The organism is Marinifilum sp. JC120, from assembly GCA_004923195.1.
Lineage (GTDB): Bacteria > Desulfobacterota > Desulfovibrionia > Desulfovibrionales > Desulfovibrionaceae > Maridesulfovibrio.
The window spans coordinates 202,554-229,051 of record RDSB01000003.1 but is presented as its reverse complement, the minus strand read 5'-3'; the positions used below and the strand labels follow the sequence as shown (position 1 = coordinate 229,051).

Here is a 26,498-nt window from a genome sequence, read left to right as displayed (position 1 = left end):
GATTGTGATAATGGGACTTGTTCTTGCCGTTGATATCGGTGGCACAAACAGTAGATTTGCAGCATTTGAGTCCGGGCCGGGCCATAAACTGGTCATGAAGGAAACAGTCTGGCTTTCCAGTGTACAGGCCCGCAGTTTTGATCATCTTATGGAAATGCTGGCTAAAAGTGATTTTCCCTACCTTCCGTCCGATTTTGATGTCACGGTTATAGCCGTGGCCGGTCCGGTGGTGGGCGGTGTCTATTGCAATGTTACAAATGTGGACTGGGAGGTTGATTTCCGGTCCGGTTATAAAAAATATGGCTTCCGTGCTGCTGTGTTGATTAATGATTTTGCGGCGCAGGCTTATGCTTGCCGTACTCCTGCGGTGGAAGGCTGCCGGGTCATTCATGAGGCTGAAATCTCACCTATTGGAACTGTGGGGGTTATCGGTGCCGGAACCGGGCTGGGGCATTGCGCATTGGTACCCGTCCCTGTTTCTGAACTGGGCTATGTACCTGTTCCCTCAGAAGCCGGGCATATTTCTTTTCCCTGCCAGACCACTGAAGAACTTGATTTCTGCAAATTCGTCATGGACAAGCGCAAGATCAGTTATTGTTGCGGTGACGAGGTGCTGACAGGGCGCGGGCTGAATATGCTTCACCTCTATCTGACAGGAGAAGATCTTGAGCCGCGTAAGGTGGCTGAGAAGATGAAACAGGGCGGTAGAACCCTCGAATGGTACTCCCGGTTCACTGCCCGTTGTTGCCGTAACTATGCTATCAGCGTTTGTGCCACTGGAGGGCTGTACATTGCCGGGGGTATTGTAGCCAAAAATCCTTTTGTGGTTGTACAGCCTGTCTTTTTAGAAGAATTTCTCGATTCCAGCTCCATGGGCGATTACTTGAAACAGATTCCCGTATTTTTGAACGATAATCAGGAAAGCGGACTTTACGGAGCCGCCTTGCGGGGTGTGCTGCATATTTAATCTGGAGATGATATGTCAAAATACGATTATGATCTCGGTGTGATCGGTGGCGGCGCCGCAGGTTTGACTGTTGCCGCCGGGGCCGCACAACTTGGCGTAAAAGTCTTGCTTATCGATAAAGAAGGCCATTTGGGCGGAGATTGTCTGCACTTTGGTTGTGTGCCCAGCAAGACCTTGATTCGTAGCGCACGGGTGCGTCATCTCATGGGGAGGGCCGGAGATTTCGGGCTGCCCGAGGTTGAGCTGCCCCCGGTAGATTACGCAAAGATTGTGGCCCGTATCAACGAGGTCATAGCGAAAATTCAGGTTCATGATTCCGTGGAGCGGTTCAATTCCTTGGGAGTTGAGGTTCGATTCGGCGAAGCCCGTTTTGCTGATTCGCATTCTGTTTCCCTGAACGGCGGCAGTTTATCCGCCCGTTCATGGGTGGTTGCCACAGGTTCCTCTCCATCTGCTCCTTCTATAAAGGGCTTAGATGAAGTTCCATATCTGACTAATGTGGATGTCTTTTCGTTACCGGAATTGCCCGAATCACTGGTTGTACTCGGTGGTGGTCCCATAGCCGTTGAAATGGCCCAATCGTTTCAGCGTTTGGGAAGCAAGGTCACGGTTATCCAGCGCAGCAATCAGATTTTGAGTCGGGAAGATGAGGATATGGCTCGTTACGTCATGGATGGTATGACGGATGATGGTGTGCGTTTTATCCTCGGATCAAAGGTTAATGAAGTCTGCAAGACTGATAGCGGCGGGATTGAAGTACAATTGGAGTCCGGTGGTAAGGTGCTTACCGTAAATGGCAGTCAGTTATTGGTTGCCATGGGCCGTCGATCCAATACTGCCGGGTTGGGATTGGAAGACCTCGGCGTAAACCTTGAGCGTGGGTCAGTTGTGGTGGACGCACGTATGCGCACATCGGTTCCAAATATTTATGCTGCCGGGGATGTGATTGGAAAGTATCGTTTTACCCACGCCGCAGGTTATGAGGGCGGGATAGTTATATCCAATGCTGTGTTTAGGATTCCACGCAAGGCCGATTATACATGGTTGCCGTGGTGTACCTACACCGATCCGGAACTTGCCAGTGTGGGTATGAATGAAAAAGCAGCACAGAACTTAGGCATCAAGTATAAGACAGTGATTGAGGAATTTTCGTCCAGTGACCGTGCTTTGGCAGAAGGTGAAGGGCAGGGGCGGATCAAGCTTTTGCTTAATGATAGTGAAAAGCCCATAGGTTGCCAGATAGCTGCGGTCCATGCCGGGGAATTGCTCTCCGAATGGGTTGCGGCTGTTAATGGCAAGGTCGGCCTTGCAACTCTCGCCGGGGCCATTCATCCATATCCAACCCTTGCTGAAATGAACAAGAAAGTGGCCGGGAAGTTGCTTGGTGAAAAACTTTTTTCAGACAGGGTGAGCAAGATTTTGAAGTTGTTGTTTTCCTATAGAGGTTCGTAATGGTTTTTTTGTTTTTTTGTGAATATATTGCAGTAGTTATTCGTTTAAGGTAAATCTAATAGATATGAGGAATAGAATATTTAAAGAAATCTTAGTTACATTGCTTTTCTGTGCTGGACTGTTTTTGACAACAGCTTCTGCATGGGCGGAAAAGTTTACTCTTGTTTCTTTGGAATATGAGCCGTATTCGTGCTGTCGTAACGGGACACTGCGGGGATATGATATAGAACTTTTGCAGGAATGTTTTCTTCGTATGGATGAAGAACTTGAAATTATGCTTGTCCCATGGAAGCGTGCTTTGCACATGGGAATGTATGGAGATGCAGATGGAGTTTTCGGGGTATTGAAACTTCCTGAGCGGGCTGAAAAAATGTTTTTTAGTGTCCCTGTGAGGGATGAAAAAATTTCTTTTTTTGTGCGTCACGATTCTCCTCTTGTTTATGATGAAGATTTAAATAAATTTAGGAATTTCTCTTTTGGAGTAGTAAGTGGCTATAGTTATGGCAAGGACGTAGATGCATTTCTAAAGAATGATGTCCCTGCATCCCGGGTTGAGGTAGGTGTTTCACCGGAAATGAATATTGCCAAGCTTCTTAAAGGTCGATTTGATATTTATGTCGGCGATACTCTTTCATCATTGAATACCATTCATAAGATGGGGGTTGCAGGGCAGGTTCGCAATCTTGGTCCTCCTTTCAGTCTCAGCGATGTTCATGTTGCTTTTTCCAAGAAACGTAAGTTGGGATTTTTACGCGACCGGTTTAATATTGCTTTTGAATCAATGCGCGCAGACGGAACTCTGGACCGGATTAAGAAAAAGTATTTCGATGAGTAGTTAAAGGATAAAATATAAATGCAGTGGAATAAGTTACTCAGCAAGCAGAGAATCGGAAAAGAAAAATCAAATTACATAGATAAAGACCGCAGTGAATTTCAGAGAGATTTTGACCGCATAATCTTTTCATCTGCCTTCAGGAGATTGCAGGATAAGACGCAAGTCTTTCCGCTCTCACGTAGCGATTATGTGCGCACGCGGCTTACTCATAGTCTTGAAACATCTTCCGTGGGGCGTTCCCTTGGGAATATGGTCGGCAGTCGGCTGGTAGAACAGTATCCTGAGCTCGACCTTATTTCTTCGGAACCGGGAACCGTGGTGGCGACAGCCTGCCTTGCCCATGATATCGGCAACCCGCCTTTCGGGCATTCCGGGGAGGACGTTATTCGGGATTGGTTTCAGACTTCTGAGATCGGTGCACAGCTTTGTTCCATGGTTGATGCAGAGCAGCGCAACGATTTTATCTGGTTTGAAGGCAATGCGCAGGGCTTGCGCAATATATTGGCCTTGCAACGTCCTTACAGTAAGGGTGGTATGCAGCTGACCTGCGCTACTTTGGCCGCTTTTACCAAGTATCCTTATGTTTCCAGGCATATCAAAGATAAAAAGAAGTTCGGTGTTTTCGCCAGTGAGGCCGAAATTTATGCCGAAGTGGCTGAACATCTTGGGTTGATCGAGCTGGAAGATAAAAAATGGGTACGCCACCCCTTCGCTTATCTGGTGGAGGCTGCGGATGACATTTGCTACCACGTTATCGATATTGAGGACGGGCACCGTCTCGATCTTATTTCATTTGATGAATTGCACGAAATTTTCATGGCTATTTTGGATAATGACAAGGGCATTAAAAGTCGGGTTGACGGAATACCGGGCCGGAAGGAGCAGGTTGAGTATTTGCGGGCCTGTACCATCAATGCGTTGGTGACCAGTTCTTGCGACGTTTTTTTTGAGCATGAGCAGGAGATTCTAGCCGGGAAATTTAATTCCAGTCTGACCGAGGAGATCGGCAAGGCTGAAGAATTCAGCAGGCTTAAAAAGATCGCTATTGAAAAGGTCTACAATTCCACTGAGGTGATAGAAACCGAAGCTGCTGCTTATGAAGTGCTTTGGAAAATTCTTGATTTTCTGGGGCGTATTGTCATTGAGATTCATACCAAGGGTAAACTTGGTGCAAAGTGCAAGAAATCAGTTAAATTGTTGCCTGAGCTTTATGCACCGTCAAACAAGGGCAGTGTGTACGAAAACACCCAGAAGATTGTGGATTATGTTTCCGGTATGACCGATACCTTTGCAGTACGGACTTTCAATAAGATCTCAGGGATTTCGTTGCTTCGACGTTAGCTTGATCTGCTATTAAAATTTAAACGCCGTGCTCATTATGAACACGGCGTTTTTTATTGGTGTTGTGGCTTAAGGCTACTGCAACAAATGTTTATTCAAAAATATTTCCATAGCCTCATAGAAGTCAAAACGGTTCTCCTGATTGTGGAATCCGTGGCCTTCGTTATCCTTGACCATGTATTCCACTGCCACTCCGCGATCACGCAGGGCTTTTACTATTTGGTCTGATTCCGCCTGTTTAACTCTTGGATCGTTGGCTCCCTGAGCAACAAAGAGCGGGGCCTTGATTTTGTCCGCATGGAAAACCGGGGAGACTTTGCGCAGCAGTTTGTAGTCGCGGACCGGATCGCCGACCTTGATGTAAAATTCCAGCTTTTCCGTTTCCCAGTACGGGGGCAGGGTTTCCAGCAGGGTGAACAGGTTGGAGGGACCAACGTAGTCGATGCCGCAGGCATACAAATCCGGGGTAAAGGTCAGCCCGGCGAGGGTGGCATAACCGCCGTATGAACCGCCATAAATGGCAATCCGCTCGGGATCGGCAATACCTAAGTCAATCAGCCAGTGGGCCGCGTCAGTGAGGTCGTTTTGCATGTTCAGGCCCCATTGCTTGAATCCTTTTTCCCAGAACTCGCGTCCGTATCCGGTGGAACCCCGGAAGTTGACTTGCAGTACCGCGATTCCCCGGTTGGCCAGAAATTGTGTTTCAGGGTTGAACCCCCAGTGGTCGCGCGCCCACGGTCCGCCATGCGGATTAATGAGTACGGGCAAGCCTCCCGCTTTTTTGTTTTTGGGCAGGGTCAGGTAGCCGTGGATGGTCAGGCCGTCGCGGGAAATGAAGGAAACAGGTTTCATCTCAGACAGTTGAGATTTATCAAGCCACGGGCTGACTTCGGTTATTTTTTCCAACTTTTTGCTTTTTACATCATAAATATATCCGGCTCCGAGGCTGCGGTCAGAGTATGTGCGGACTATGCATTTTGTTTCGTCTCTATCTGCATCAGTCACAACCACTTCATAGCCGGGTAATCTTGATTCCAGTTCACTTTGCAATTCTTCACGATCATCATCGAAAAATACGTAATGATGTTTGTCGGTATAGAAGCCTGTTCCGGTAATAATTTTGCGCTTCTTGGAATAAAGGAGTTGAGTTACATCAACATCGGGGTGTTCGAAAACCAGTTGTTCGAGCTTTTGTGTTTCCGGGTTGAATAGGTAGATAGCTTGCTTGTCCCGGTCGATGTTGGTGCTGACGTATATCTTTTTGTTTTTGAAATCAAAGAGCAGGGGGATAAAGGCTGTCCTGAAATCCATACTCATGATCGGGCGAAATAGTTCAGAGTCGGTGTTCCGGTAGAGAACTACATTTTGTCCGTTGCGATTGGCCATGGCTATGCGCACTTTACCGTTATGGTCGGTCATCCAGCCGCTTACATCGCCGGGATTGCGGGCTTCCAGTTCAAGCTCTCCGCTGACAACATTAAGTTTGTACACATCAAATAGTCTGGGGTCGTCCTTATTTATGGTAATGAGGATGTGGTTATCATCATTTTCGAGGTCATCCAGCAGGTTGGTGCGGGTGTTTTCAAATGGAGTCAGGTCCTTTTCTCCGCTTCCGTCTATTGCGGCGGAGAAGGTATGGACATTTTCATCTCCACCGGAATCCTGACCGAAGACAATGCGCTCATTGCCGGCCCAGAAATAACCATAGATGTCTCTTTTGGTCGCACTGGTTATTCTGGTGGTCTTGCCGTCGGAGAGGTCTTTTACAAAAATATTGAGCCTGTCTTTCCACGGTGCCAGCCATGCTAATTTCTTGCCGTCGGGTGAGATTGTGAAGCCCTCGGCCACTGGGTTTTTAAAGAAATCACGGAGAGGAATCTGGCCCGGTTTTAGTTGTGGTGCAATTATCTCCGGGGAAGGTGCAGGTTTGTGGGTGGAACAGGCAGTCACTCCCATAAAAAGAACGACAGAAAAGACAGCAATGATAAAAAATCGTAATGTTTTCATTTGTTACTCAACATTCTTTGCAGATTCAGGGTGGGTATATACGGTTCCGGGACCGTATTTTTTGGATTCGTTCAGGGCCAGATCAACTTTTTTGAGCAGGGATTCTGCGGACTCTTTGTGTCCGCACATGGCTATTCCGGTATTCATCAGAAACGGCACAGCCTTAAGGCTTCTGGTGTGCGTGATCAGTTTGTTTATTTTTTCAGTAAGGTTTTTGGCGTTGGTTACATTTGTGTGCGGAGCAAGTATTATGAATTTGTCCCCGCCGACTCGGTAAAAACTGTCTGGACGTCTTAAATTTTTACGCACCACACGGGCAAATCCGGCCAGAATTTTGTCCCCAACCTTTTGACCGTGTTTCTGGTTAATGGTTTTAAAATCATGAATATCCATCTTAATGAGTACGAGGTCGGAGCCGTATCTTGTGGCGGTTGAAACTGCTTTTTCCGATTCCTCGTAAAATTTCATCCTGCCGGGAAGGTTGGTCAGGGTATCCCGTTCGGCAAGTTTTTTGATAGTGGTTTTACTCAGTTCTTTTTCGCGGGCGCAGCGAATTAATTCATTCCGCATTGGAGAATCCACAAGGTAGTACTGGAGCACTGCGAGAATACATATCAAAAACAGGATTCCGTATTCATATTTCACCATCTTAACATGGTAGTAGTCTGAAATCTTGTTGATATCTCCTGAAACCATACCTATGGACGAGTCAAGTTTGCGTGTAGCTATGGTTATCGCTTTGCTGTCACCGGAAGCTACGGATTTGAGAAAATTATCAGTGGATTCAAAAAGTTTTGAGTCCTCGTTATCCAGCAACTTGGTCAAGCGGCTGTCCGCAGGGTAGTTCTGTAATTCTTCAATAATAGAGTTGAATATCTGTATCGTGGATTCATTGTTTATCTCATTGGGGGCAGTTAGTACTTCTACTGCTGTGGCGTGCAACCCACTGAGCAGGTTTTGGGTGTCTATGAGGTTTTTGCGTTCAATAAGTATAGTATGAAAAAGATAAAGCGCGGTCAGGGTCAGCAGAAGAATAAGGGGTAGGGTTATTTTGTAACGCAGACGGGCGGCATCCTGAAATCTCATAAGTATAAACCTTTGATTTGAGTTGATTGAATTTCTTCAGCTCCATTTCTTCTTTTATCCTTGCCTGTGTTTTATGTAAAATCAAAAATGAATAATTGGTTCCGGCAAATATATTCAGAACCTGTTCAGGGTAGACGGAAGGAGATTTCTGCTGCTAAAAGGTTGGTTGCCGTTTAAGGTGTTGTTTTATGGTAACTGACGCAGCTTATAACAATGATCAGAAGGACCTGAGTTTTCATAAATGTGGAATCGCGTTTATTTTTATGTTGCTCTTGTCCATTCCTTGGGCTAGGGAAAACCGCGTGCATGCATGGAAATTAAGGAGAAGATAAATTGTCCAAGGCAGACAGATATAATAAAATGTACCCCATTTCTTGGGAACAGCTGCACCGTGATTGCAGGGCTTTGTCCTGGCGGCTGCTTGAAAAAGGGCCTTTTGAAGGTATCCTTGCTATTACCCGCGGCGGGCTGGTTCCTGCGGCTATTCTGGCCCGTGAGCTGGATATAAGACTTATCGACACCGTCTGCATTTCCACTTATGATTGGAAAGTTCAGGAAAAGAAAGCCACTGTGCTTAAAGATTTCAAAGGCGATGGTGAAGGTTGGCTTTTGGTGGACGATCTTGTCGACACCGGAGGCACTGCCAAGCTGGTCCGGGAAATGGTTCCCAAGGCCCACTTTGCCACTATTTATGCCAAGCCTGAAGGGCGTCCTTTAGTGGATACCTTCATTACTGAAGTGAGTCAGGATACCTGGATTCTTTTTCCGTGGGACAGCGAGACCCAGTTCGCTGAGCCCATTGCGAAGGTTTGTCAGGAAGACAATAGTTAAGACTTTTAGGGTCTTAATACGGTTCAGGGTTAATTAGACATTTGCATTTCCAGCTGTCGGACATAGGTAGTCCGGGGGCTGGTTGTGTATTTGTTTTTTTGTTTTCAAAATCAGGGGAAGGTTCGTTGATACGGAGCTTCGACAGGGTTTACTAACTAATTCTCAAGGAGTGGATGATGCGTAAAGTTCTGCTTATGGCCATTGTTGCGGCCATGTCCGTAATGCTGGCATCTGTTGCGTTTGCCGGAGCTAAGAAGGACAAAGTTAAAGTCGGTTTTGTTTACATTTCTCCCGTGGGTGACGAAGGTTACTCCTATGCACAGGATCAGGGCCGTAAGGCAATTGACGCCCTTCCCTGGGTTGAGACTTCCTATGTAGAATCTGTTGCTGAAGGTCCGGACTCCGAGCGCGTTGTGCTCAACTTCGCCCGTAAGGGTTACGACATGATCATCGGTACCAGCTTCGGTTACATGGACCCCATGGTTAAAGTTTCCAAAAAATTTTCCAAGACCGCATTTCTGCACTGCTCCGGTTTCAAAACCACCCCTAACATGAGCAACTACTTCGGTCGTATGTATCAGGCTCGTTATCTGACCGGTATCGTTGCCGGTATGATGACCAAGTCCAACGTCATCGGTTACGTTGCTGCTTTCCCCATTCCCGAAGTTATCCGCGGTATCAACGCTTTCACCCTCGGTGTGCGCGCTGTTAACCCTGAAGCTAGCGTGCGTGTAGTATGGACCAAGACTTGGTACGATCCTGCACTGGAAAAAGATGCAGCCATCTCCCTGCTGGATATGAAAGCTGACGTTATCACCCAGCATCAGGATTCCCCCGGCCCGCAGGAAGCTGCTCAGGAACGTGGTAAATATTCCATCGCGTACAACTCCGATATGTCCAAAATGGCTCCCAAGGCTCACCTGACCGCTGCTGTCTGGAACTGGGCACCGCTTTTCAAGAACGCTGTTGAACAGCTTCGTGACGGTGTCTGGCAGGGTAACGAATCCATGTGGTGGGGTATGGACCAGGGCATCGTGGACATCGCTCCTTTCGGTCCCATGGTTCCCCAGAATGTTAAGGACAAAGTTCTTGCTGCCAAAAAAGAAATTATTGAAGGCAACAACGCAATCTTCGTAGGTCCCCTTAAGGACCAGAACGGTAAAGAAATGGTTCCCGCCGGAAAATCCATGACCGATCCTGAAATGCTCGGTATGATGTGGTTTGTTGAAGGCGTAATCGGGAATACCAAGTAATAATTTATGTTGGGTTATCGCTTACAAAAGCGTGACGAACCCTGGAACTGGGGCGCCCCGTTTATTATCGTGGGCGCTCTGGTTCTATCTTTCGGGATCAGCGCGCTCCTGCTTGAATTGCAGGGTAAATCTGCTGTACAAGGACTCTTCGTGCTTTGGCAGGGGTCTTTTGGTGCTTCATGGGCTTTGGAAGATGCCCTCTTAAAATCTATTCCCATTTTTCTCTGTGCTCTGGGTGTTGCTACTGCCTTTAGGATGCAGGTCTGGAATATTGGGGCTGAAGGTCAGTTTGCGCTTGGTGCAATCGGGGCTACGTGGGCTGCTTTGACTTTTCCCGGATTGCCCGGCTATCTGCTCATGCCGCTTATGTTCATCTGTGCTGCCATTTTTGGTGCCTTCTGGGCTTACATACCGGCTATTTTGCGGCTTAAATTGCAGGTCAACGAGATTATCTCCACCCTGATGCTCAACTACATTGCTATTCTGCTGCTTGAATACCTTGTGTTCGGCGCATGGAAGGACCCGGCCAGCTTTGGATTTCCGGTGACAGCTGAGTTTTCTCCGGCTGCCATTATCGGACAGATCGGTGATACCCGTCTGCATTGGGGATTCGCGGTATGCGTTGGTTCCGGTATTGCCATGTGGGCATTTATGCGCTTCACCCGTCTCGGCTTTGATATCAAAGTTGCTGGCGAGGGCGAAAGAATCGCAATGTATTCCCGCCTTCCTTACGGAATGTTGACTATTCTTGTCATGGCTATTTCCGGCGCACTTGCAGGCTGGGCCGGGTGCATAGAAGCTTCCGCTACCATCAACAGGCTGCAACCTTCCATTATGATAGGTTACGGTTATACCGCTATTGTTGTGGCATGGCTGGCGCGATTGCATCCCCTTTATATAGGCATCGCCGCATATTTGCTGGCTGCACTGCGGGTGGGTGTTGAAAATATGCAGCTTGAAATGCAGACCCCGGCAGCATTTGGTTCCATTATGGAAGGGCTGATCCTTATGTCCGTCCTCGCGGGCCAGATGTTTGTTACTTATAAGATTGTTAAGAAGAAGTAGTCGGATACTATAATGCTAGAAAGTTTTATTGTCCCCCTGCTGGCTGCCACAGTGCAGTCCGGAACACCGATCCTCTACGCCACCCTTGGTGAGATCCTCACTGAAAAGGGCGGGGTGCTCAACCTTGGTGTCGAAGGCATGATGAGCATGGCTGCTTTTGCCGCCTTTTTTGTTACCCTGACCACCGGTAATCCGTGGCTTGGCTTTATTGCCGGGGGGATAGCCGGAACATTTATGGCTGCGCTGCACGGATTTGTTTGTATCACCTGTCTCGGTAATCAGGTTGTTTCCGGTCTGGCTTTGACCATTCTCGGCGTGGGGCTGTGCAACTTTCTCGGAACCCCGTATATCGGTACAGCTACCGAAGGGTTTGATAAGTTCAGTGTTCCCGTACTTTCAGCCATTCCTTACATCGGGGATATCTTTTTCAAGCAGGATGCCCTTGTTTATGTTTCCTATATCATTCCGGTGCTGTTCATGCTGTTTATCAACAGGACCAGCATCGGTTTGGCAATTTCTGCTGTTGGGGAGAAGCCCGCAGCCGCAGCCGCAGTAGGGCTCAAGGCTATCCGTCTACGTTGGATTGCTTTGCTTGGTGGTGGATTTCTCATCGGACTGGGCGGTTCCTATCTTTCCCTTGCTTATACCCATCTCTGGGCTAACGGTCTTTCCGGCGGGCGTGGTTGGATCGCGGTTGCTTTGGTTATCTTCGCTTTCTGGAGACCGGGCCGGGCTGTTTTCGGTGCTTATCTTTTCGGTGGGGTAATGGCTTTCCAGCTCCGCTTGCAGGCTGTAGGTACCCACATTCCTTCATCTCTGCTCCTGATGCTGCCATATGCCCTGACCATCCTGGTGTTGATTTTCTCTGCAATGAGAGGGCGTAGCGGTAATTCTCCCGCGCATCTGGGAATCAACATCGAGCCTGAAGGATAGGTGCTGCAATGAGCTCTCAACAGAATTTCACCCGTCCCGAATGTCAGAAGGCTACCGGTTTCGAAGGTTGTGCCCCGCTTATTTCACTGAAAGGCATCACCAAGCGTTTTGGTAAAGTGGTGGCAAACAACGATATTTCACTTGATCTTTATCCCGGTCGCATCAAAGCCCTGCTCGGTGAGAACGGGGCGGGCAAGAGTACGCTCATGTCCATGCTTGCCGGACGCTTTCGTCCTGATGAAGGCTATATTGAAGTGGACGGTAAGCGTGTTGATTTTTCCAATTCCAAGGATGCCATTAAGGCCGGGGTAGGCATGGTTTACCAGCATTTTATGCTTGTAGATACCATGACTGTTGCCCAGAACGTACTGCTTGGTCAGGAAGGCGGATTTTTCGTCAACCCCAAGGAAATGGAAAAACGGGTCCGCAAGCTGGCTGAAGATTATGAGCTGGAGATTGACCCTTCAGCCATGGTTTCAACCCTTTCCATGGGTGAGAAGCAGCGGGTGGAAATCCTTAAGCTACTTTACCGTGAAAGCAGGGTGCTTATTTTTGATGAACCTACTGCGGTTCTTACTCCCCGCGAGGCCTTTCGCCTTTTTGAAGCTCTTTGGGCTATGACCCGTCAGGGCAAGTCGGTGGTCTTCATCAGCCATAAACTTGAAGAAGTTATGGCCATTGCCGATGAGGTTGCTATTTTGCGCCGAGGCAACATTGATGCCGAGGTTCCCCGCGATAAGATTGTTTCCAAGGCTGATCTGGCCTGCCGCATGGTCGGTAAGGAAGTTCTCCTTGAAGTGACCAAGGAAGAAGTCGAACTTGGCGATAAGGTTCTGGAAGTTAAGAATATGACCGGAATCGGCCTGCGCGATATCAATCTTGATGTGCGTAAGGGGGAGGTTGTTGCTATTGTCGGTGTTGCCGGTAACGGTCAGCAGGAACTTGTGGAAGGCGTTTGCGGTATGCGTAAGCCTCCCAAAGATACAATTTTCATTATGGGCAAGCCGTGGCGCAAGTTTTTTGCCGAGATGAAGTGGAATAATTCCATGTCCTACATCCCGGAGGACCGTCTTGATCTAGCCACTGCCCGCAATCTTGATTTAGTGGACAACCTGCTTTTGACTACTCGGCAGGGATTTACCGCAGGCCCGTTGCTTAAACACGATCAGGCTGCAAAAGTAGCTCAAGAATTGGTTGAAGAGTTTGATGTGCGTCCCGGACGTATTCGCGCTTTGGCTTGGCAGCTATCCGGCGGTAATCTCCAAAAGATGGTGTTGGCCCGCGAACTTTATCGCCAGCCGCACTTGATAGTCGCTGAGCAGCCGACACAGGGGCTGGATATTTCCGCCACTGAGGAAGTCTGGAACAGGTTGCTGGAAGCCCGTAAAATGGCCGGGGTGCTGCTTGTGACTGGTGACCTTGGAGAAGCTCTGCAATTGGCTGACCGCGTGGCGGTAATGTATTGTGGACAGGTCATGGATGAATTCTCCGTCAACGACAAAGAGAAAGTAGACAGCATCGGTCTGCTTATGGCTGGTGTGAGAGAGTAAGGCTTTCTTTTTCGAATCGAATTTAATAATTTAAGAATTGTACACCCCTTTCTGCTATGCAGAGAGGGGTTTTTTGTTGTTTTGAATATAAAACGGGGTATAAATTCCCGCACATGAATGTCCGTTATTTAGGACTGGGTAGGAAAAAGTGTCATTATAGAAAAAAAATGAATTTTTTTTTACTTCTAAGTTTAAGTAAGTGGATGCTGATTTTGGCAAAGCTGCTTATGGTATTGTGTAAAATTTCTCAAATTCGTTCGTACTGAATATAACTTTAAGGTGTTGAGTTGTGTGAAATTATGTTGATCTACATAGTTGTAGTTGCAAAGAGGTTTATTTAGGTTGTTTTACATAAAATAGATTTGTGTGAAAATTTTCCCAATCTAGGTTGTGTAGTCGCTGAAACCACTGTTTATGGGCGTTGCAGAGTATATACATCTACGTATTTTTATTGAAATAATCCCTGATTTTGATTAGGAAGATACGACTTTCATGAGGAGGAATAAAATGAAGACGAATTTTCTGTATGTTGGAGCGGCTGTAGTCTTTGCCGTTCTCGTAATTGTGTATTCAACTGCGACCAGTAATCTCAGTGAGGAGATTGCTAATATCTCCGGAGACAAGAAGGTAGAAATCATTTCCGAAGAATTGGTTGTACGGTTTCCCGTAAATCTCGAATTCAAACGTCCTGAAGTGCTTAACAAGGTTCGTTTTACCCCGGTTAAGTTTTCTCACTTCGACCATCAGGATGTTAACTGTGCCAAGTGTCACCACACTTGGGATGGCAAATCCCAGATCAAGAGCTGTGCCGCTGCTGACTGTCATGACAATCTGAAACAGAAAGCTGCACCTAACTCTTACTTTAAGGCGTTCCATACCCTTCAGAGTGACATCAGCTGTCGTGGCTGTCATGTGAAGATGAACAAGGAAGGCAAGACTGATCTTGCTGTTGCTCCTTGCGCAAACAACGCATGTCACCCCAAGCAGGACAGAGCACACAACTAAAAAAGTATTTCATAACTTTTCGAGGTTGTACGCTTGAGCCGTCTGTGGTTGCCCCGCAGACGGCTCTTTTTTGTTTTACGTATAGTCTTGACATCTTTTTATAACGCAGATAGTTTTGACATACCATACCGTACGGTATGTTGAAGAAGGAGTTGAAAAGTGAGCACGAAGGAAAGTAGGCGAGAAGTTCGGCATTGTGCAGAAGACCTGCTCGACGCAGGGTTGAAGTTGCTTGAAAGTGAAAGTGTGCAGCAACTGACTATCGATGCTTTGTGTCGAAAATTAAAAGTGACAAAAGGTTCATTTTACCATCACTTCAAAAATCGCGCGGATTTTCTTGAAAGGATGCTCGGATATTGGGTGGAAGGATGGACGCTTGCCAGCATCGAAGCTGCGAACAAGGGTGCTGATGCAATTGAGCGATTCAACCTGATAGTGGAGAAATCACATAAGTTGCCCTCGGGAACTGAGACTAGTATCAGGGCGTGGGCTTTATGTGATCCATTTGCACAGAAGTATATTGAGCGTGTTGACAGTATGCGAATTGAATATTTGCGTTCGATTTTTGAAGAGGTGAGTGGAGATCCTGAGCGGGCAGTCCTGCTGTCTAAAATAAGCTATTCCATGTTTTTAGGTGTTCGTATGATGGGGGCAAATGTCTCGGAAAAAGATCATATCCATATTCTCGAAACAATGAAGCAGGAGTTGTACAAAATTCCTGCGAAATAAAAAGGGAGTTTGTATCATGCAGTCAGATATTTTATGGAATGAGGTAGAAGAACTTTTCGCTAAAGTGGAGCATGCGTCACTCGGCACAGTGGATGCTGATGGTTTTCCACGTATTTCACCTATCGGTTCAGTCACTTTCACCGAACAGGGGAAGGGATATTATTTTGAAAAATTCCCCAAAACAATGCGCGAAAACATTGAACGTGATGCGCGCATGACTCTCATGGCAGCCCAGCCGGGTGCGGGATTCTGGATTAAATCTTTGTGGAAAGGGCGTTTTCCGTCTCAGCCTGCCCTGCGGCTATTTTGCCATACAGGGGTAAGGAGAAAAGCAACTCAGGCGGAGATTGATAATTTCCTTGGCAAGGTTAGTATGTATCGTTTTTTCAAGGGACATGATCTTCTCTGGAAGGATATGAATATGGTTCGTGAATTCGATGTGTTGCGTATTGAAGGGCTTGAGGCCGGGAGGATGAATCCATGAGTAAGTCAATAGCAATCTTAAATTTAATTCCCCAAATACATAAACTTAGCGCGAATGCCGATCACATTCATTGCCGAGTCTTTGACAGCCGTCGTGACATGGAAGATTTTTTGATCCGTTTGATGTCCTACAAACCGGGGTGGCTGACATTTCTATACAAAGTCAGAGGCGTACTGGCCAAAATAATGGGTCTCAAGCATGATGAGTTTATGAATCACGGTCTTGAAGTTTCTGATTACGATTTCAACCGTGGCGGGCAGGTAGATTTTTTTAATTCAGTTGATTTTGAAGCGAATAAATTCTGGATCGGCGAGGCCGAGGATAAGCATCTCATTGGATATATCGGAGTGGTTTCTGAGCCTGCTGAAAACGGTTCGCATCATTACCATGTTTTTACAATTGTCCGTTATAAGCATTGGACTGGGCCGGTTTATTTCAACCTGATCAAGCCGTTTAGTCATTTAGTGGTCTTTTTTATGGGTAAGTACGCGGCAGAATGAATAAAAAAGCGCACAAGGTAATTACTTGTGCGCTTTAGTTTTTATTCAAGCAGAGATTCCACTGCACTCATGTGTAGTTCCAATTCACTGTCTTTCAGCTTAAGTGCGTGTTGTAATTCTTTCATTGAATCCTGCGGATCAAAGAGCGGGTAGTCGCTGCCGAACAGAATCTGTTCGCGTGGGTGTTTGGCGATAATTTCATGAAGTACTTTTTTATCCATGAAGGGTAGACAGCTGGAGGTGTCGAAATAAACGTCCATGCCTGCCAGTTCTTCTGCGACCATTTTCCAGTGGTATAACCCGCCCATGTGCGCGCCGATTGCTTTCAGGTGGGGGAAGTTCTGGAGCAGTTTTTTCAGCTTCAGCGGGCAGGATGGATTTTTTTCAGGCGGAAGTCTGTCCCCGATATGGAACATGCACACAAAGCGGCCCTGCACCATTTCCATGATGCGGTAAAATTTGCGGTCGTCCATGAAAAATCCCTGAAAATCGGGGTGAAATTTCAAACCCTTGATGCCGTTTCGTTCCAGCCTTGCAAATTCTTTTTCAGGATCAGCATAGTCCGGGTGCATGGTTCCGAAGGTGACAATGCGTTCATCGGATTTTGCCAGCTCTATGGACCAGTTGTTGGCCGGGATGACCTGATCCGGAGCGGTCGCAGCGGTATGGATGATGACCCGGTCCAGACCTGCACGCGTGGCACGGTTCAGCAAATCTTCAGGGTGTCCGTTACCCACTGCGGTGATGCCGTAATGGTCGTGGAGCTGGGTAATAACTTTGTCTGCAATTTTAGGGTGGAATGCATGAGTATGAACGTCGTAATACATGGTAAGTCCTTTTTGGCCTCCGGCGGCTGGGGRAGGGAAACTTTTGGGAAAAGTTTCCCTTCCCAAGACCCCATCCCTTCAAAACTTTTTGATAAGGCTTCGCCGTCGGGGGGAGAAAATTGAGAGAGGGTATGCAAAAGAAAATTTCCCCATACCAGTTAGGCGGGGAAGTTTATTTTTTTATGTTTAGATTTGTCGCTCCCTACATGCGAAAGCGTTACTAACGCGTTTTGGAAAAGGGGAGAGGAGTCCAGAGGAGAGGGGAAAACCCTTTTGCTCACGCCAAAAAGTGTTTTCCCCTCTCCTCTGGTTCCCGAAGGGCCGTCGGAGACATTAAAATATTTCTTTAAGCCATTCCGGTACTCGTACGGGCCTGCCGTCTTTGTTGACGCAGGCATGCTCGGTAAAACCGCTTGCAATAAGCTTTGAGCGGTCATCTTTGTAGATATCGTAGATGAATTTGATGGAAGCTCGCTTCCATTCGCTGATGCCGACTTGAATACTGAGCTGGTCATCGTAATGGGCCGGGATGCGGTAACGGCAGTTGGCCTCACGCACGGGCAGGTAGATGCCGCGTTCTTCAACCGTGGCATAGCTCATGCCCCGTTCGCGAATGAAAAGCGAACGGGACCGTTCAAAAAAGTGCAGGTATTCTGCGTAATAAACCACACCCATGGCATCGGTCTCACCGTAGGAAACACTATGAGCCAGCCATGAATGTGGATTTGGGAATTCGTTATTCATGATTATCTGGTCTTGTTCAGCACCCACTGCATGAAATCATGGCCGTCGGGGATAATGATTCCGGCGCGGTCTGCGGTTTCTTCAGTGAATGATTTCTCACCGGAAGCAATGCAGCGCGGTGAGGTCATGATGAAGGGAACCGGGGTTTCATCGTGGGTTCTTGTTTCGATCGGGGTGAAGTGATCGCAAGTGATTACGTAGTTGGCTTTATCCAGCGGATATTTTTCCAGCAGCGGAGCTACAATGCGGGAATCAAAACGCTCAATGGATTTGATTTTATCTTCCACGCTGCCCATATGACCGGATTCATCCGGTCCTTCAAGGTGCACGTAGACGAAATCTCCGTGTTCGAGGAATTTGAGTGTTGCCTCGACTTTGCCTTCGTAGTTGGTATCCACCAGTCCGGTGGCTCCTTCCACATTGATTACTTCCATGCCGGAAGCGTGTCCGAGTCCTTTAATCAGGTCAACCGCAGAAACTACCGCGCCCTTCATGCCGAACTTTTCTTCAAAAGGCGGCAGGTTCAGCGGACGGCCCTGTCCCCAAGGCCAGATGGATACAGCCTTACTGCCGTTTCCGGCAAGGACTTTCGCAGCATCACGGACCAGTTTGTCCAGACGCGGGCTTTTGGCGAATTCGCGGACATCTTCGTCAATGGGCTTGTCGGTCAGGTCATGGGGCGGACGGATATGTAATCCGGCTTCCATTTCTTTGGCCCCGCCTTTCTGCACCAGCAGATGGCGGTACTGGATACCGGGATAAAAGGTAAATTCATCATTGCCGAGTTCGGCTTGCAGCTTTTCCACCAGCGGCACTGATTGATCGGTTCCGATATGTCCGGCGGAGTAGTCATACATGGTGCCGTCTTCAGCAAAATCGGAAATATTGACCAGATTCATGCGCCAGACGAGATCATCCGGCCCAAGTTTGAGCCCCTGCGCCGCTGCTTCAATAGGGCCGCGTCCGGTATGGTAGGTGGCGGGGTCGAAGCCCAGCAGGGACATGTTGGCAATGTCGGAGCCGGGAGCCATGCCTTTGGGTACGGTACGGCAGGTGCCGATCAAGCCTTTTCCGGCCAGCATATCCATGTTCGGGGTCTTAGCTGCCGCAAGCGTGGTCTTGTTGCCGAGTTCCTCAATGGGCCAGCCGCCCATTCCGTCAGCAATGAGAAAAAGAAGTTTCATATCTAAAAATTATCCTTTTAAAATACGCATGGAAATAGTCGGCTTGGTGATAAAAGGCATCTTGTCGATTTCGGCAATGGCCGCATTCACGTCCTTGGTGCTTGCCTTGTGAGTGGTGAATACCACCGGGATGTCCCGCTCTTCAGGATTTCCTTTCTGTACGGCCTGCGCAATGGAAATGTTATGCTCTGCAAGGCACTTGGAAAGCGCGGCCATTACTCCAGCTTTATCCTGTACGGTGAAACGGAAGTAGTACTCCGAGGTCGCCAGTTCAGGAGCGAGGATGTCGGCTTTTTTAATGGGAGCGTTGCAGAATCCGGTGTTGTCCGGGGTGTCGGTTTTGGCAAGGGCCATGATGTCTGCCAGAACCGCGCTTCCGGTGGGCAGTGATCCGGCTCCCTGACCGTGGAAAAATGCGGGACCGACAGCGTTGCCTTCAACACGTATTGCATTGTAGTTGCCACCCACGCGGGCCAAAAGCAGTGTATATTTGACCAGTGCCGGAAAAACGCCAGCTTCAAGTTTTCCGCCTACATCACGTACTGCGCCGATAAGTTTGATGCGGTAGCCGAATTCACGGGCAAAGCGGATGTCCTGTCCTTCAACCTTGGTGATGCCTTCGATGGGCAGTTCAGCAAGGGGGTAGTCTTTACCGTAAGCAATGCGGGCCAGCACACAAACCTTGTGCGCGGCGTCGATTCCTTCAATATCAAAGGTAGGATCGGCTTCGGCGTAGCCTAGTTCGGTGGCCTGCTCCAGAGCGGTATCGAATTCCAGCCCGCTGGTGGACATCTCCGAAAGGATATAGTTGGCGGTACCGTTAAGAATACCGACAATGGATTTAATGCGGTTCCCGGCCAGTGATTCCTTGATGGACTGGATGATAGGGATTCCGCCGGCAACGCTTGATTCGTAGTACAGGCCGACCTTGTTTTTGGCGGCGATTTCGAAAAGCTCGATGCCGTGCTCAGCCAGCAGATGCTTGTTGGCGGTGACTACATGCTTGCCTGCTTCAAGGGCTTTGATGACAATTTCCTTGGCAACGGTGGTGCCGCCCATGAGTTCTACGACAATGTCAACATCCGGGCTGGATGTGAATTCATCGGGATCGGCGGTGAATTTTACGTTAGGTCCGGGCAGGAAATCCCTTTTTTTGTTTACGTCACGGACAAGAACGGATGTAAGCTCAAATTTTTTGCCGCAACGGGCGAGGATTACATCTTCATTTTCTTCCAAAATCCGGGCGAGTCCGGTTCCGACGGTGCCGAATCCGGCAATGGCAAGCTTTACGGTCTGCATTAAAACCTCATTAATTCATTTCTCTTGGTTCAAAAAAACTGACAGGCTGCGTTATACCGCAGCCTGCCAGAAATTTGAATAATTATCTTTTACCCTTTGGCGAAAAGGTCTTTCATGCCGCGTACGGCCTGATTGATCCTCTGTCTATTCTCCACAAGGGCCATGCGTACATGGTCATCCCCGTAGTGGCCGAAGCCAAGTCCGGGAGCGACTGCAACCTTGCATTCGCGCAGCAGCAGCTTGGAGAATTCTACTGATCCGAGATCCTTGAACTGCTCAGGAATCGGTGCCCAGACAAACTGGGTTGCTTTGGGAGGAGTTACATCCCAGCCGATGCGTTGTAAACCTTCGCAAAGGGCGTCGCGGCGGTCCTGATAAACGTCCATGATTTCGCGGACGCAATCCTGCGGGCCGGAAAGGGCATGGCATGCCGCAATCTGGATTGGCTGAAAAAGTCCATAATCCAGATAACTTTTGATGCGTGTCAGGGCCTGTACCATTTCCTGATTACCGCAGCAGAATCCCACACGCCAACCGGGCATGGAATAGCTTTTAGACAGGGAGAAGAATTCTACTCCTACGTCTTTTGCTCCGCGAGCCTGCAAGAAGCTGGGGGCCTCGTAACCGTCAAAAGTGAAGTCCGCATAGGCGAGGTCGTGAATGACCAGCAGATCATTTTCTTTTGCAAAATCGACGATTTTTTCAAAGAACGGAATATCTGCGGTAATCCCGGTAGGGTTATGCGGAAAGTTGATGATCAGAAGTTTCGGCTTGGGCCATGTCTGGCGCATTGCCAGTTCGAGATCTTCAAAAAAATCACGGTCATGAGCCATGGGAATACGTCTTACATCCGCTCCGGCAATAATACTTGCGTAAGGGTGGATGGGATAGGACGGGTCCGGCGCGAAAACAACATCACCGGGTGAAAGCATAACCAACGCCAAGTGCGCCAGCCCCTCTTTGGCGCCCATGGTAACGACCACTTCCTGATCATAATCCAGTTCAACGTCATATCTTCTTTTATACCAAAGCGCCATTTCTCTGCGCAGACCTTTGATTCCCTTTGACGCGCTGTAGCGATGGTTGGCAGGCTTGTTCGCCGCTTCAACCAGCTTGTCTACAATGTGCTGAGGGGTGGGGAGATCCGGGTTCCCCATACCGAGGTCGATGATGTCTTCGCCTTCGTGGCGCATCTGCATTTTCAGTTCGTTCACCTTGGCAAACACATAGGGGGGCAGCCGGTGAACTCTTGGAAATTTATCCATGGTCGTTACTCCTAAATAAAATATAAACTTAAAGATGATATGTAACCGTGGGGCCAGTTGCTGTCAAAATTATTATTTGAATGATCTGTGTCTTTTTTGTTTGTATATTTGTTGGTCAGTCTTGAATTTTAAGTAATAAATTTTTCTTAAAATGATTTTTTTCTGGGGTAAAATTAGGTAAAATAGATTTTTTGCAGAAGATTATTTGTGGAAGACGAAGTGACGTTTAGATGAATTTTTTTTCGTGAATGTTGACATTAAAAAAAAAACGGGATTAATTATTATAAGAAAAAATTTTATCACTGAATTTTTGAAATTTTAAAACCAGCAGGAGGTTCCTGTGGCTCTTTCCAAGAAATTTCTTAAGACCAAGCCTGTGTGCAAGGTTAAGTTTGATGTGGAAAAGGATCAGATTGAAAACGGTGAAGCCATTTATCTGGTTGGCGATTTTAATGGTTGGGATGAAAGTTCCATTCCTATGAAAAAGCTGAAAAGCGGCAAGTATACTGTGACCGTGGATCTTGAAACCGGGCGTGATTACCAGTTTCGTTATTTTGCCGGGGAGAATGTCTGGTTCAATGATACCGACCCGGACCGAACTGAAATGACTCCTTATGGAGACTCAGAAAATTCGGTGGTTAGCGTTTAGAGTTCCAGTGATGATCGAAATATACGGGCGGAAGTTCAGCGGCTTTCGCCCTTTTTGTGCTTCCCTATTCTGTTTTTTATCATTTCCTGACCTTGATCTACCCGTTCCTCCTTGACCTTGGACCCTCTTTTTTTTAGCTTCATTTATTCTGTTGTTCGCTGTTGTAATCAAGCAAGTCGTAATTGGGTCTTTGCTTACTATATTTATAGAAGAAAATTAGGGGGACATAATGGTTCAAAAAGCAGAAAAAATCTGGTTTGACGGTGAATTGGTTAACTGGGATGACGCACAGGTTCACGTGCTTACCCATACCCTGCACTACGGTGCCGGTGTTTTCGAAGGTATCCGCGCATACGCAACCGTGGACGGAAAGTCTGCTGTTTTCAGGCTGCGTGAGCATGTGGTTCGTCTTTTCGATTCCGCAAAGATTCTCGGAATTACCATTCCTTTCACTGTTGAAGAAATTCATGATGCAATTCTCGAAACCCTGAAAGTGAACGGCCTTAAAGAAGGTTACATCCGTCCCCTCGTATTCATCGGCGACGGTGCCATGGGCGTACATCCCGGCAAGAACCCAATCCGTGTCTGCATCGCAACATGGCCTTGGGGTGCTTACCTTGGTGAAGAAGCTCTTGAAAAGGGTATCCGCGTTAAGACCTCTTCTTTCAACCGTCATCACGTAAACTCCATGATGACCAAGTCCAAGGCTTGCGGTAACTACGTCAACTCCATCCTCGCAAAGGTTGAAGCTGTGCAGGACGGTTATGACGAAGCTCTCATGCTCGATACCTCCGGTTTTGTTTCCGAAGCTACCGGCGAGAACATTTTTATCGTTAAAGATAATGTGATCAAGACCACTCCGCTTACTTCCGTACTTCCCGGCATCACTCGTGCCAGCCTGATGAAGGTTGCCCGTGATCTCGGTTATGAAGTGGTAGAGCAGCTCTTTACCCGTGACGAACTCTACGTTGCTGACGAGGCTTTCTTCTGCGGTACCGCTGCTGAAGTAACCCCCATCTGTGAAGTGGATAACCGCACTATCGGTGAAGGCAAGCGCGGTCCCATCGGTACCATCCTCCAGAAAGAGTACTTTAATGTTGTTAAAGGCGGCAACGACGAGTACAAGAGCTGGCTGGATTATTACGAAATTTAGTATCTAATATTGATTGCTGATCTGTGTTGCATAGGTCAGCAATCGATAATTTTAGCGTGTTTAAAATTAAAAATGCGAAGCATAATAAAAGTTTTTGGGATTCTTAAACCCTTTTTACAAAAAGGGTTTAAGGCCCCCGGCAGGGTCGCCGAAGGCACAGAATGAGTACATCAAATCTGACAGCAAAATACCGTCCGCAGACATTTAGCGATGTTGCCGGACAGAAAGCAGTCAAAACAATTCTTTCCCGCGCAGCCGCGCAGGATAAGATTGCTCCCGCGTACCTTTTTAGTGGTACACGCGGGGTAGGCAAGACCACCATTGCCAGAATTTTTGCCAAGGCACTTAACTGCAAAAACGCACCAACTGCGGAACCCTGTAACGAGTGCGACAACTGTCGCCAGATTACCGCAGGCGTCGGCGTGGACGTGGTCGAGATCGATGCCGCATCGCACGGTAAGGTCGACGACGCCCGCAGACTTAAGGAAGATATCGGCTATGCGCCCATTGAATTCCGTTATAAGGTTTTTATCATCGATGAAGCGCATATGCTTACCGTGCAGGCCTTCAATGCTTTGCTGAAAACCCTTGAAGAGCCGCCGCCGCACGCAACATTTATCATGGCCACCACGGAAACACACAAGTTTCCGGCCACCATCATCAGCCGTTGTCAGCATTACGCTTTCAAGATGCTCACCAACGATGAGCTTACTGCCCATCTTTCTAAAATCCTGAATATGGAAAAGATTGAGTATGAGCAGGGTGCCATTGACCTTCTTGCCAAGCGCGGAGCAGGCAGTGTGCGTGATTCCATGTCTCTGCTGGGACAGGTGCTTGCTCTCGGCAGTGAGAAGTTGCTCGAAGGTGACGTGCGTTCCATTCTTGGTCTTGCCGGGCGGGATGTCTTTTTCTCGCTTATGCAGGCAATTCATTCGCGTGATCTTGTTTCCGTGGGCGAAACAGTTCAGCAGGTTCTCGGGCGCGGACTTGATCTTGGATTTTTTATCCGCGAACTGGGCAACTGCTGGCGGAATATGTTTTTGCTCAATCAGTCGGGGGAACGGGCAGTACCGCTGCTCGGGCTTTCTTCCGAGGAAGCAGTGGAGTTCATGAAATGGGCCCAGACCTTTGACCGTTCATTCATTCATGCCTGCTGGCAGATGACCGTGGACGGACAGCGCAAGGTTATGACCAGTCTTGAACCGGCCATGGCTTTGGAATTGCTTTTGCTCAACATGACAAGTCTTACTGACCTTATTTCCTTGGAACGGGCCGGGGCGTTAGCTTCGGCAGCACCTGCTCCGCAATCTGCACCTGCGGCTCCTGTTAATCAGGCACCGCCGCAGACCCCTTCGCCAAACCAGCCGCCGAGCGGACATCCCTCCGGTGGACAGCAGGGCGGGCAGACTCCGCCGTGGCAAGGGAGCGGGCAGCAGGGGATGCAACAGCAGCAGGTTCCTCCGCAGAATCATTCCATGCAACCGCAAGGAATGGGAGCCGGTAACGGTCGTCCCATGGGCCGCACTGAGTCCGGTTCTCCCGCCGGTAATCGTTCAACAAACGATATGGGAGCTGATGATTCCTCCCTTCCGGATGCGGCAGGTTTACAGACTGAGAATGATTTAAATCCTCCTGTTCCTGAATCGGAAAACCAGGCACCGGAGACGGTTGCACCGCTGGAATCAGTTCCGTCTGATCCTGTCCCGGCTAAGCCGACATTTCCCTCAGAGGTCAGTGGTCCTCGTGATTTCAAGGGCTTTTTGCAATTTGTTGCCGATCGTGGGGCTAATGGTTCTACGTCCGGTTTGAGCAAATGCAAGGGTGAATTTATTGACGACAAGCTGATTTTGACTTGCGCCAATCCGTTTCATCAAGGGCAGGTTGCCGGACGTGAAACACGTGGTGTTATTTCTCGGCTTGCCGCAGAATATTTCGGCCCTGAAACTGAATTGGAAATCCAGATTAGTCAGAAGGGTAAGCGCAAGAGCAGGCAGGAGATTCGTGATGAGGTGGAAGCCCATCCTGATGTGAAAAGGGTGATTGAGTCCTTCGGGGCCAGCATCATTTCCATTGATCCGCGCAAAGATATCTAGTCGGATTGACGGGATTTCCCGGCAGTCCATTGTGGAAAGAACAAGTTAATAATCTCAAGGAGTAATATAATGAAAGGTATGAACGATCTCGTACGTCAGGCTCAGGTTATGCAGCGTAAAATGACTGCTTTGCAGGATGAACTCAAGACCCGCGAAGTGGAAAGCTCCGCAGGTGGCGGAATGGTTAACGTAAAAGTTAACGGTTCTTCCGAAGTGCTTGAAATCAAAATTGATCCTGCCATAGTTGACCCTGAAGACGTAGAAATGATTCAGGATCTCGTTCTTGCAGCCGTCAATGACGCCAACAAAAAAGCAAAAGCCATGATGGAGTCCGAAATGTCTTCCATCACCGGCGGTATGAATATTCCTGGAATGTTCTAAGTAAATGTCTCCGACGGCCAGAGGGGGAAACTTTTTGTAAAAAGTTTCCCCCTCTGGACTCCCCCTTCCAAAACTTTTATCGGGCTTCGCGTCCGTGTTTGGATGAACTATATATTTTATGGAAAATTTACCTGAGCCGTTACGTGTAGTAGCGCAGGAGTTGGCTAAGCTGCCCGGCCTTGGGCCTAAGTCAGCCTTGAGAATTGCGTTGACCATGCTGAAGATGCCTAGAGAGAAAGTTACAGGCATCGGGCAGAGCGTGATTGATCTGCGTGAGAAGCTTTGTATCTGTGAGCAGTGCTCCAGCATTACTGATACCTGTCCTTGTAAGATCTGTTCCGATCCCAAGCGCGAACATGACAAGCTTTGTCTTGTTTCGGAATGGGATTCGCTGCTGGCAATCGAGGAAATGGGGCTTTATCGCGGCTACTATCTGGTGCTGGGTGGCCTGCTTTCACCGCTGGATGGGGTGACACCGCAGCAGCTTGAGTTTCAGAAGCTTGAAGAACGTCTTGCCAAGGGTGAAGTCAAGGAACTCATCCTTGCACTGGGCGCGACAGTTGATGCCGAAGCCACAGCTTCATTCATCAAAAATATGGTTGAATCAAAATTTCCCGGAATCGAACTTTCCCGTTTAGCGCAGGGCATCCCCATCGGATCAGAAGTAAAATACACAGACAAAGAAACGCTACGGCAGTCACTGGAATACCGCCAGAAGTTGTAGATAAAAAACGCACAGATATATAAGTTGTCTCAATTCAAAACCACTAAAATGTTTTGGGATTCTTAAACCCTTTTGGAAAAGGGTTTAAGCCGCCGGAGGCAAATTTCTTTCACTAAAAAAGCGCGTAGCGCATCTAATTAC

General features: G+C 48.1%; 25 protein-coding genes. 18 read left to right on the top strand and 7 right to left on the bottom strand.

Annotated elements, in window-relative coordinates:
* Positions 1–10 precede the first annotated feature (10 nt).
* From D0S45_05175 to D0S45_05160, 4 genes are all read left to right on the top strand, one after another.
* On the top strand, positions 11–967 hold the full coding sequence (locus D0S45_05175) for a glucokinase (protein TIH18611.1): 957 nt from the start codon (positions 11–13) through the stop codon (positions 965–967).
* Between the two features lie 12 nt (positions 968–979).
* Entirely contained in the window at positions 980–2,419 is a 1,440-nt protein-coding gene (locus tag D0S45_05170) for a mercuric reductase (GenBank protein ID TIH18610.1), read from the top strand.
* Between the two features lie 64 nt (positions 2,420–2,483).
* Complete coding sequence (locus D0S45_05165; GenBank protein ID TIH18609.1) at positions 2,484–3,254, top strand: hypothetical protein; 771 nt, start codon at positions 2,484–2,486, stop codon at positions 3,252–3,254.
* 18 nt (positions 3,255–3,272) lie between these two features.
* Positions 3,273–4,595 (top strand): deoxyguanosinetriphosphate triphosphohydrolase, encoded by a 1,323-nt coding sequence (locus D0S45_05160; GenBank protein TIH18608.1) that lies wholly within the window; start codon positions 3,273–3,275, stop codon positions 4,593–4,595.
* Between the two features lie 75 nt (positions 4,596–4,670).
* On the opposite strand, the gene D0S45_05155 is transcribed toward D0S45_05160, so the two are convergent.
* Both D0S45_05155 and D0S45_05150 read right to left on the bottom strand, forming a co-directional pair.
* A complete protein-coding gene (locus tag D0S45_05155; protein ID TIH18607.1) occupies positions 4,671–6,602 on the bottom strand; it encodes a S9 family peptidase in 1,932 nt (643 codons plus the stop codon).
* Positions 6,603–6,605: 3 nt separating this feature from the next.
* A complete protein-coding gene (locus D0S45_05150; GenBank protein TIH18606.1) occupies positions 6,606–7,688 on the bottom strand; it encodes a GGDEF domain-containing protein in 1,083 nt (360 codons plus the stop codon).
* A 333-nt stretch (positions 7,689–8,021) separates the two neighbouring features.
* Here D0S45_05150 and D0S45_05145 point away from each other — a divergent pair, with 333 nt between their 5' ends.
* The 9 genes from D0S45_05145 (at position 8,022) to D0S45_05105 (ending at position 16,038) form a co-directional block, all read left to right on the top strand.
* Positions 8,022–8,519, top strand: coding sequence for a xanthine phosphoribosyltransferase (locus D0S45_05145; GenBank protein TIH18605.1), 498 nt, complete (start codon positions 8,022–8,024; stop codon positions 8,517–8,519).
* A gap of 173 nt (positions 8,520–8,692) precedes the next feature.
* Positions 8,693–9,772 carry a BMP family ABC transporter substrate-binding protein gene (locus D0S45_05140; protein TIH18604.1) on the top strand — a complete coding sequence of 360 codons (1,080 nt, stop codon included), beginning with the start codon at positions 8,693–8,695 and terminating at the stop codon, positions 9,770–9,772.
* Between the two features lie 6 nt (positions 9,773–9,778).
* On the top strand, positions 9,779–10,837 hold the full coding sequence (locus D0S45_05135) for an ABC transporter permease (protein ID TIH18603.1): 1,059 nt from the start codon (positions 9,779–9,781) through the stop codon (positions 10,835–10,837).
* A gap of 12 nt (positions 10,838–10,849) precedes the next feature.
* Complete coding sequence (locus D0S45_05130) at positions 10,850–11,770, top strand: ABC transporter permease (GenBank protein ID TIH18602.1); 921 nt, start codon at positions 10,850–10,852, stop codon at positions 11,768–11,770.
* Between the two features lie 8 nt (positions 11,771–11,778).
* Positions 11,779–13,320: an ABC transporter ATP-binding protein gene (locus tag D0S45_05125; protein TIH18601.1), complete on the top strand. Its 1,542-nt coding sequence runs from the start codon at positions 11,779–11,781 to the stop codon at positions 13,318–13,320.
* Between the two features lie 507 nt (positions 13,321–13,827).
* Positions 13,828–14,325, top strand: coding sequence for a cytochrome C (locus D0S45_05120; protein TIH18600.1), 498 nt, complete (start codon positions 13,828–13,830; stop codon positions 14,323–14,325).
* A gap of 159 nt (positions 14,326–14,484) precedes the next feature.
* Positions 14,485–15,054 (top strand): TetR/AcrR family transcriptional regulator, encoded by a 570-nt coding sequence (locus tag D0S45_05115; GenBank protein ID TIH18599.1) that lies wholly within the window; start codon positions 14,485–14,487, stop codon positions 15,052–15,054.
* Positions 15,055–15,070: 16 nt separating this feature from the next.
* Positions 15,071–15,538: a pyridoxamine 5'-phosphate oxidase family protein gene (locus tag D0S45_05110; protein TIH18598.1), complete on the top strand. Its 468-nt coding sequence runs from the start codon at positions 15,071–15,073 to the stop codon at positions 15,536–15,538.
* On the top strand, positions 15,535–16,038 hold the full coding sequence (locus D0S45_05105; GenBank protein TIH18597.1) for a DUF2867 domain-containing protein: 504 nt from the start codon (positions 15,535–15,537) through the stop codon (positions 16,036–16,038). The genes D0S45_05110 and D0S45_05105 overlap by 4 nt, the downstream gene beginning before the upstream one ends.
* 41 nt (positions 16,039–16,079) lie before the next feature.
* On the opposite strand, the gene D0S45_05100 is transcribed toward D0S45_05105, so the two are convergent.
* The 5 genes from D0S45_05100 to D0S45_05080 form a co-directional block, all read right to left on the bottom strand.
* Complete coding sequence (locus D0S45_05100; protein TIH18643.1) at positions 16,080–16,865, bottom strand: amidohydrolase; 786 nt, start codon at positions 16,863–16,865, stop codon at positions 16,080–16,082.
* Between the two features lie 333 nt (positions 16,866–17,198).
* Positions 17,199–17,609, bottom strand: coding sequence for an acyl-CoA thioesterase (locus tag D0S45_05095; GenBank protein TIH18596.1), 411 nt, complete (start codon positions 17,607–17,609; stop codon positions 17,199–17,201).
* A gap of 2 nt (positions 17,610–17,611) precedes the next feature.
* Positions 17,612–18,793: a cofactor-independent phosphoglycerate mutase gene (locus tag D0S45_05090; protein ID TIH18595.1), complete on the bottom strand. Its 1,182-nt coding sequence runs from the start codon at positions 18,791–18,793 to the stop codon at positions 17,612–17,614.
* Between the two features lie 9 nt (positions 18,794–18,802).
* Complete coding sequence (locus D0S45_05085) at positions 18,803–20,092, bottom strand: homoserine dehydrogenase (GenBank protein TIH18594.1); 1,290 nt, start codon at positions 20,090–20,092, stop codon at positions 18,803–18,805.
* An 89-nt stretch (positions 20,093–20,181) separates the two neighbouring features.
* Positions 20,182–21,357, bottom strand: a complete 1,176-nt coding sequence (locus D0S45_05080; protein ID TIH18593.1) for an aminotransferase class I/II-fold pyridoxal phosphate-dependent enzyme — start codon at positions 21,355–21,357, stop codon at positions 20,182–20,184.
* Positions 21,358–21,697: 340 nt separating this feature from the next.
* Here D0S45_05080 and D0S45_05075 point away from each other — a divergent pair, with 340 nt between their 5' ends.
* The 5 genes from D0S45_05075 to recR all read left to right on the top strand — a co-directional run bounded on the left by D0S45_05075 (position 21,698) and on the right by recR (position 26,357).
* Positions 21,698–22,006 (top strand): glycoside hydrolase, encoded by a 309-nt coding sequence (locus tag D0S45_05075; protein TIH18592.1) that lies wholly within the window; start codon positions 21,698–21,700, stop codon positions 22,004–22,006.
* 229 nt (positions 22,007–22,235) lie between these two features.
* Positions 22,236–23,159, top strand: a complete 924-nt coding sequence (locus D0S45_05070; protein TIH18591.1) for a branched-chain amino acid transaminase — start codon at positions 22,236–22,238, stop codon at positions 23,157–23,159.
* A gap of 161 nt (positions 23,160–23,320) precedes the next feature.
* Complete coding sequence (gene dnaX / locus D0S45_05065) at positions 23,321–25,252, top strand: DNA polymerase III subunit gamma/tau (GenBank protein ID TIH18590.1); 1,932 nt, start codon at positions 23,321–23,323, stop codon at positions 25,250–25,252.
* Positions 25,253–25,321: 69 nt separating this feature from the next.
* Positions 25,322–25,633, top strand: coding sequence for a YbaB/EbfC family nucleoid-associated protein (locus tag D0S45_05060; protein TIH18589.1), 312 nt, complete (start codon positions 25,322–25,324; stop codon positions 25,631–25,633).
* 118 nt (positions 25,634–25,751) lie between these two features.
* Positions 25,752–26,357, top strand: a complete 606-nt coding sequence (recR, locus tag D0S45_05055; GenBank protein TIH18588.1) for a recombination protein RecR — start codon at positions 25,752–25,754, stop codon at positions 26,355–26,357.
* Positions 26,358–26,498 lie beyond the last annotated feature (141 nt).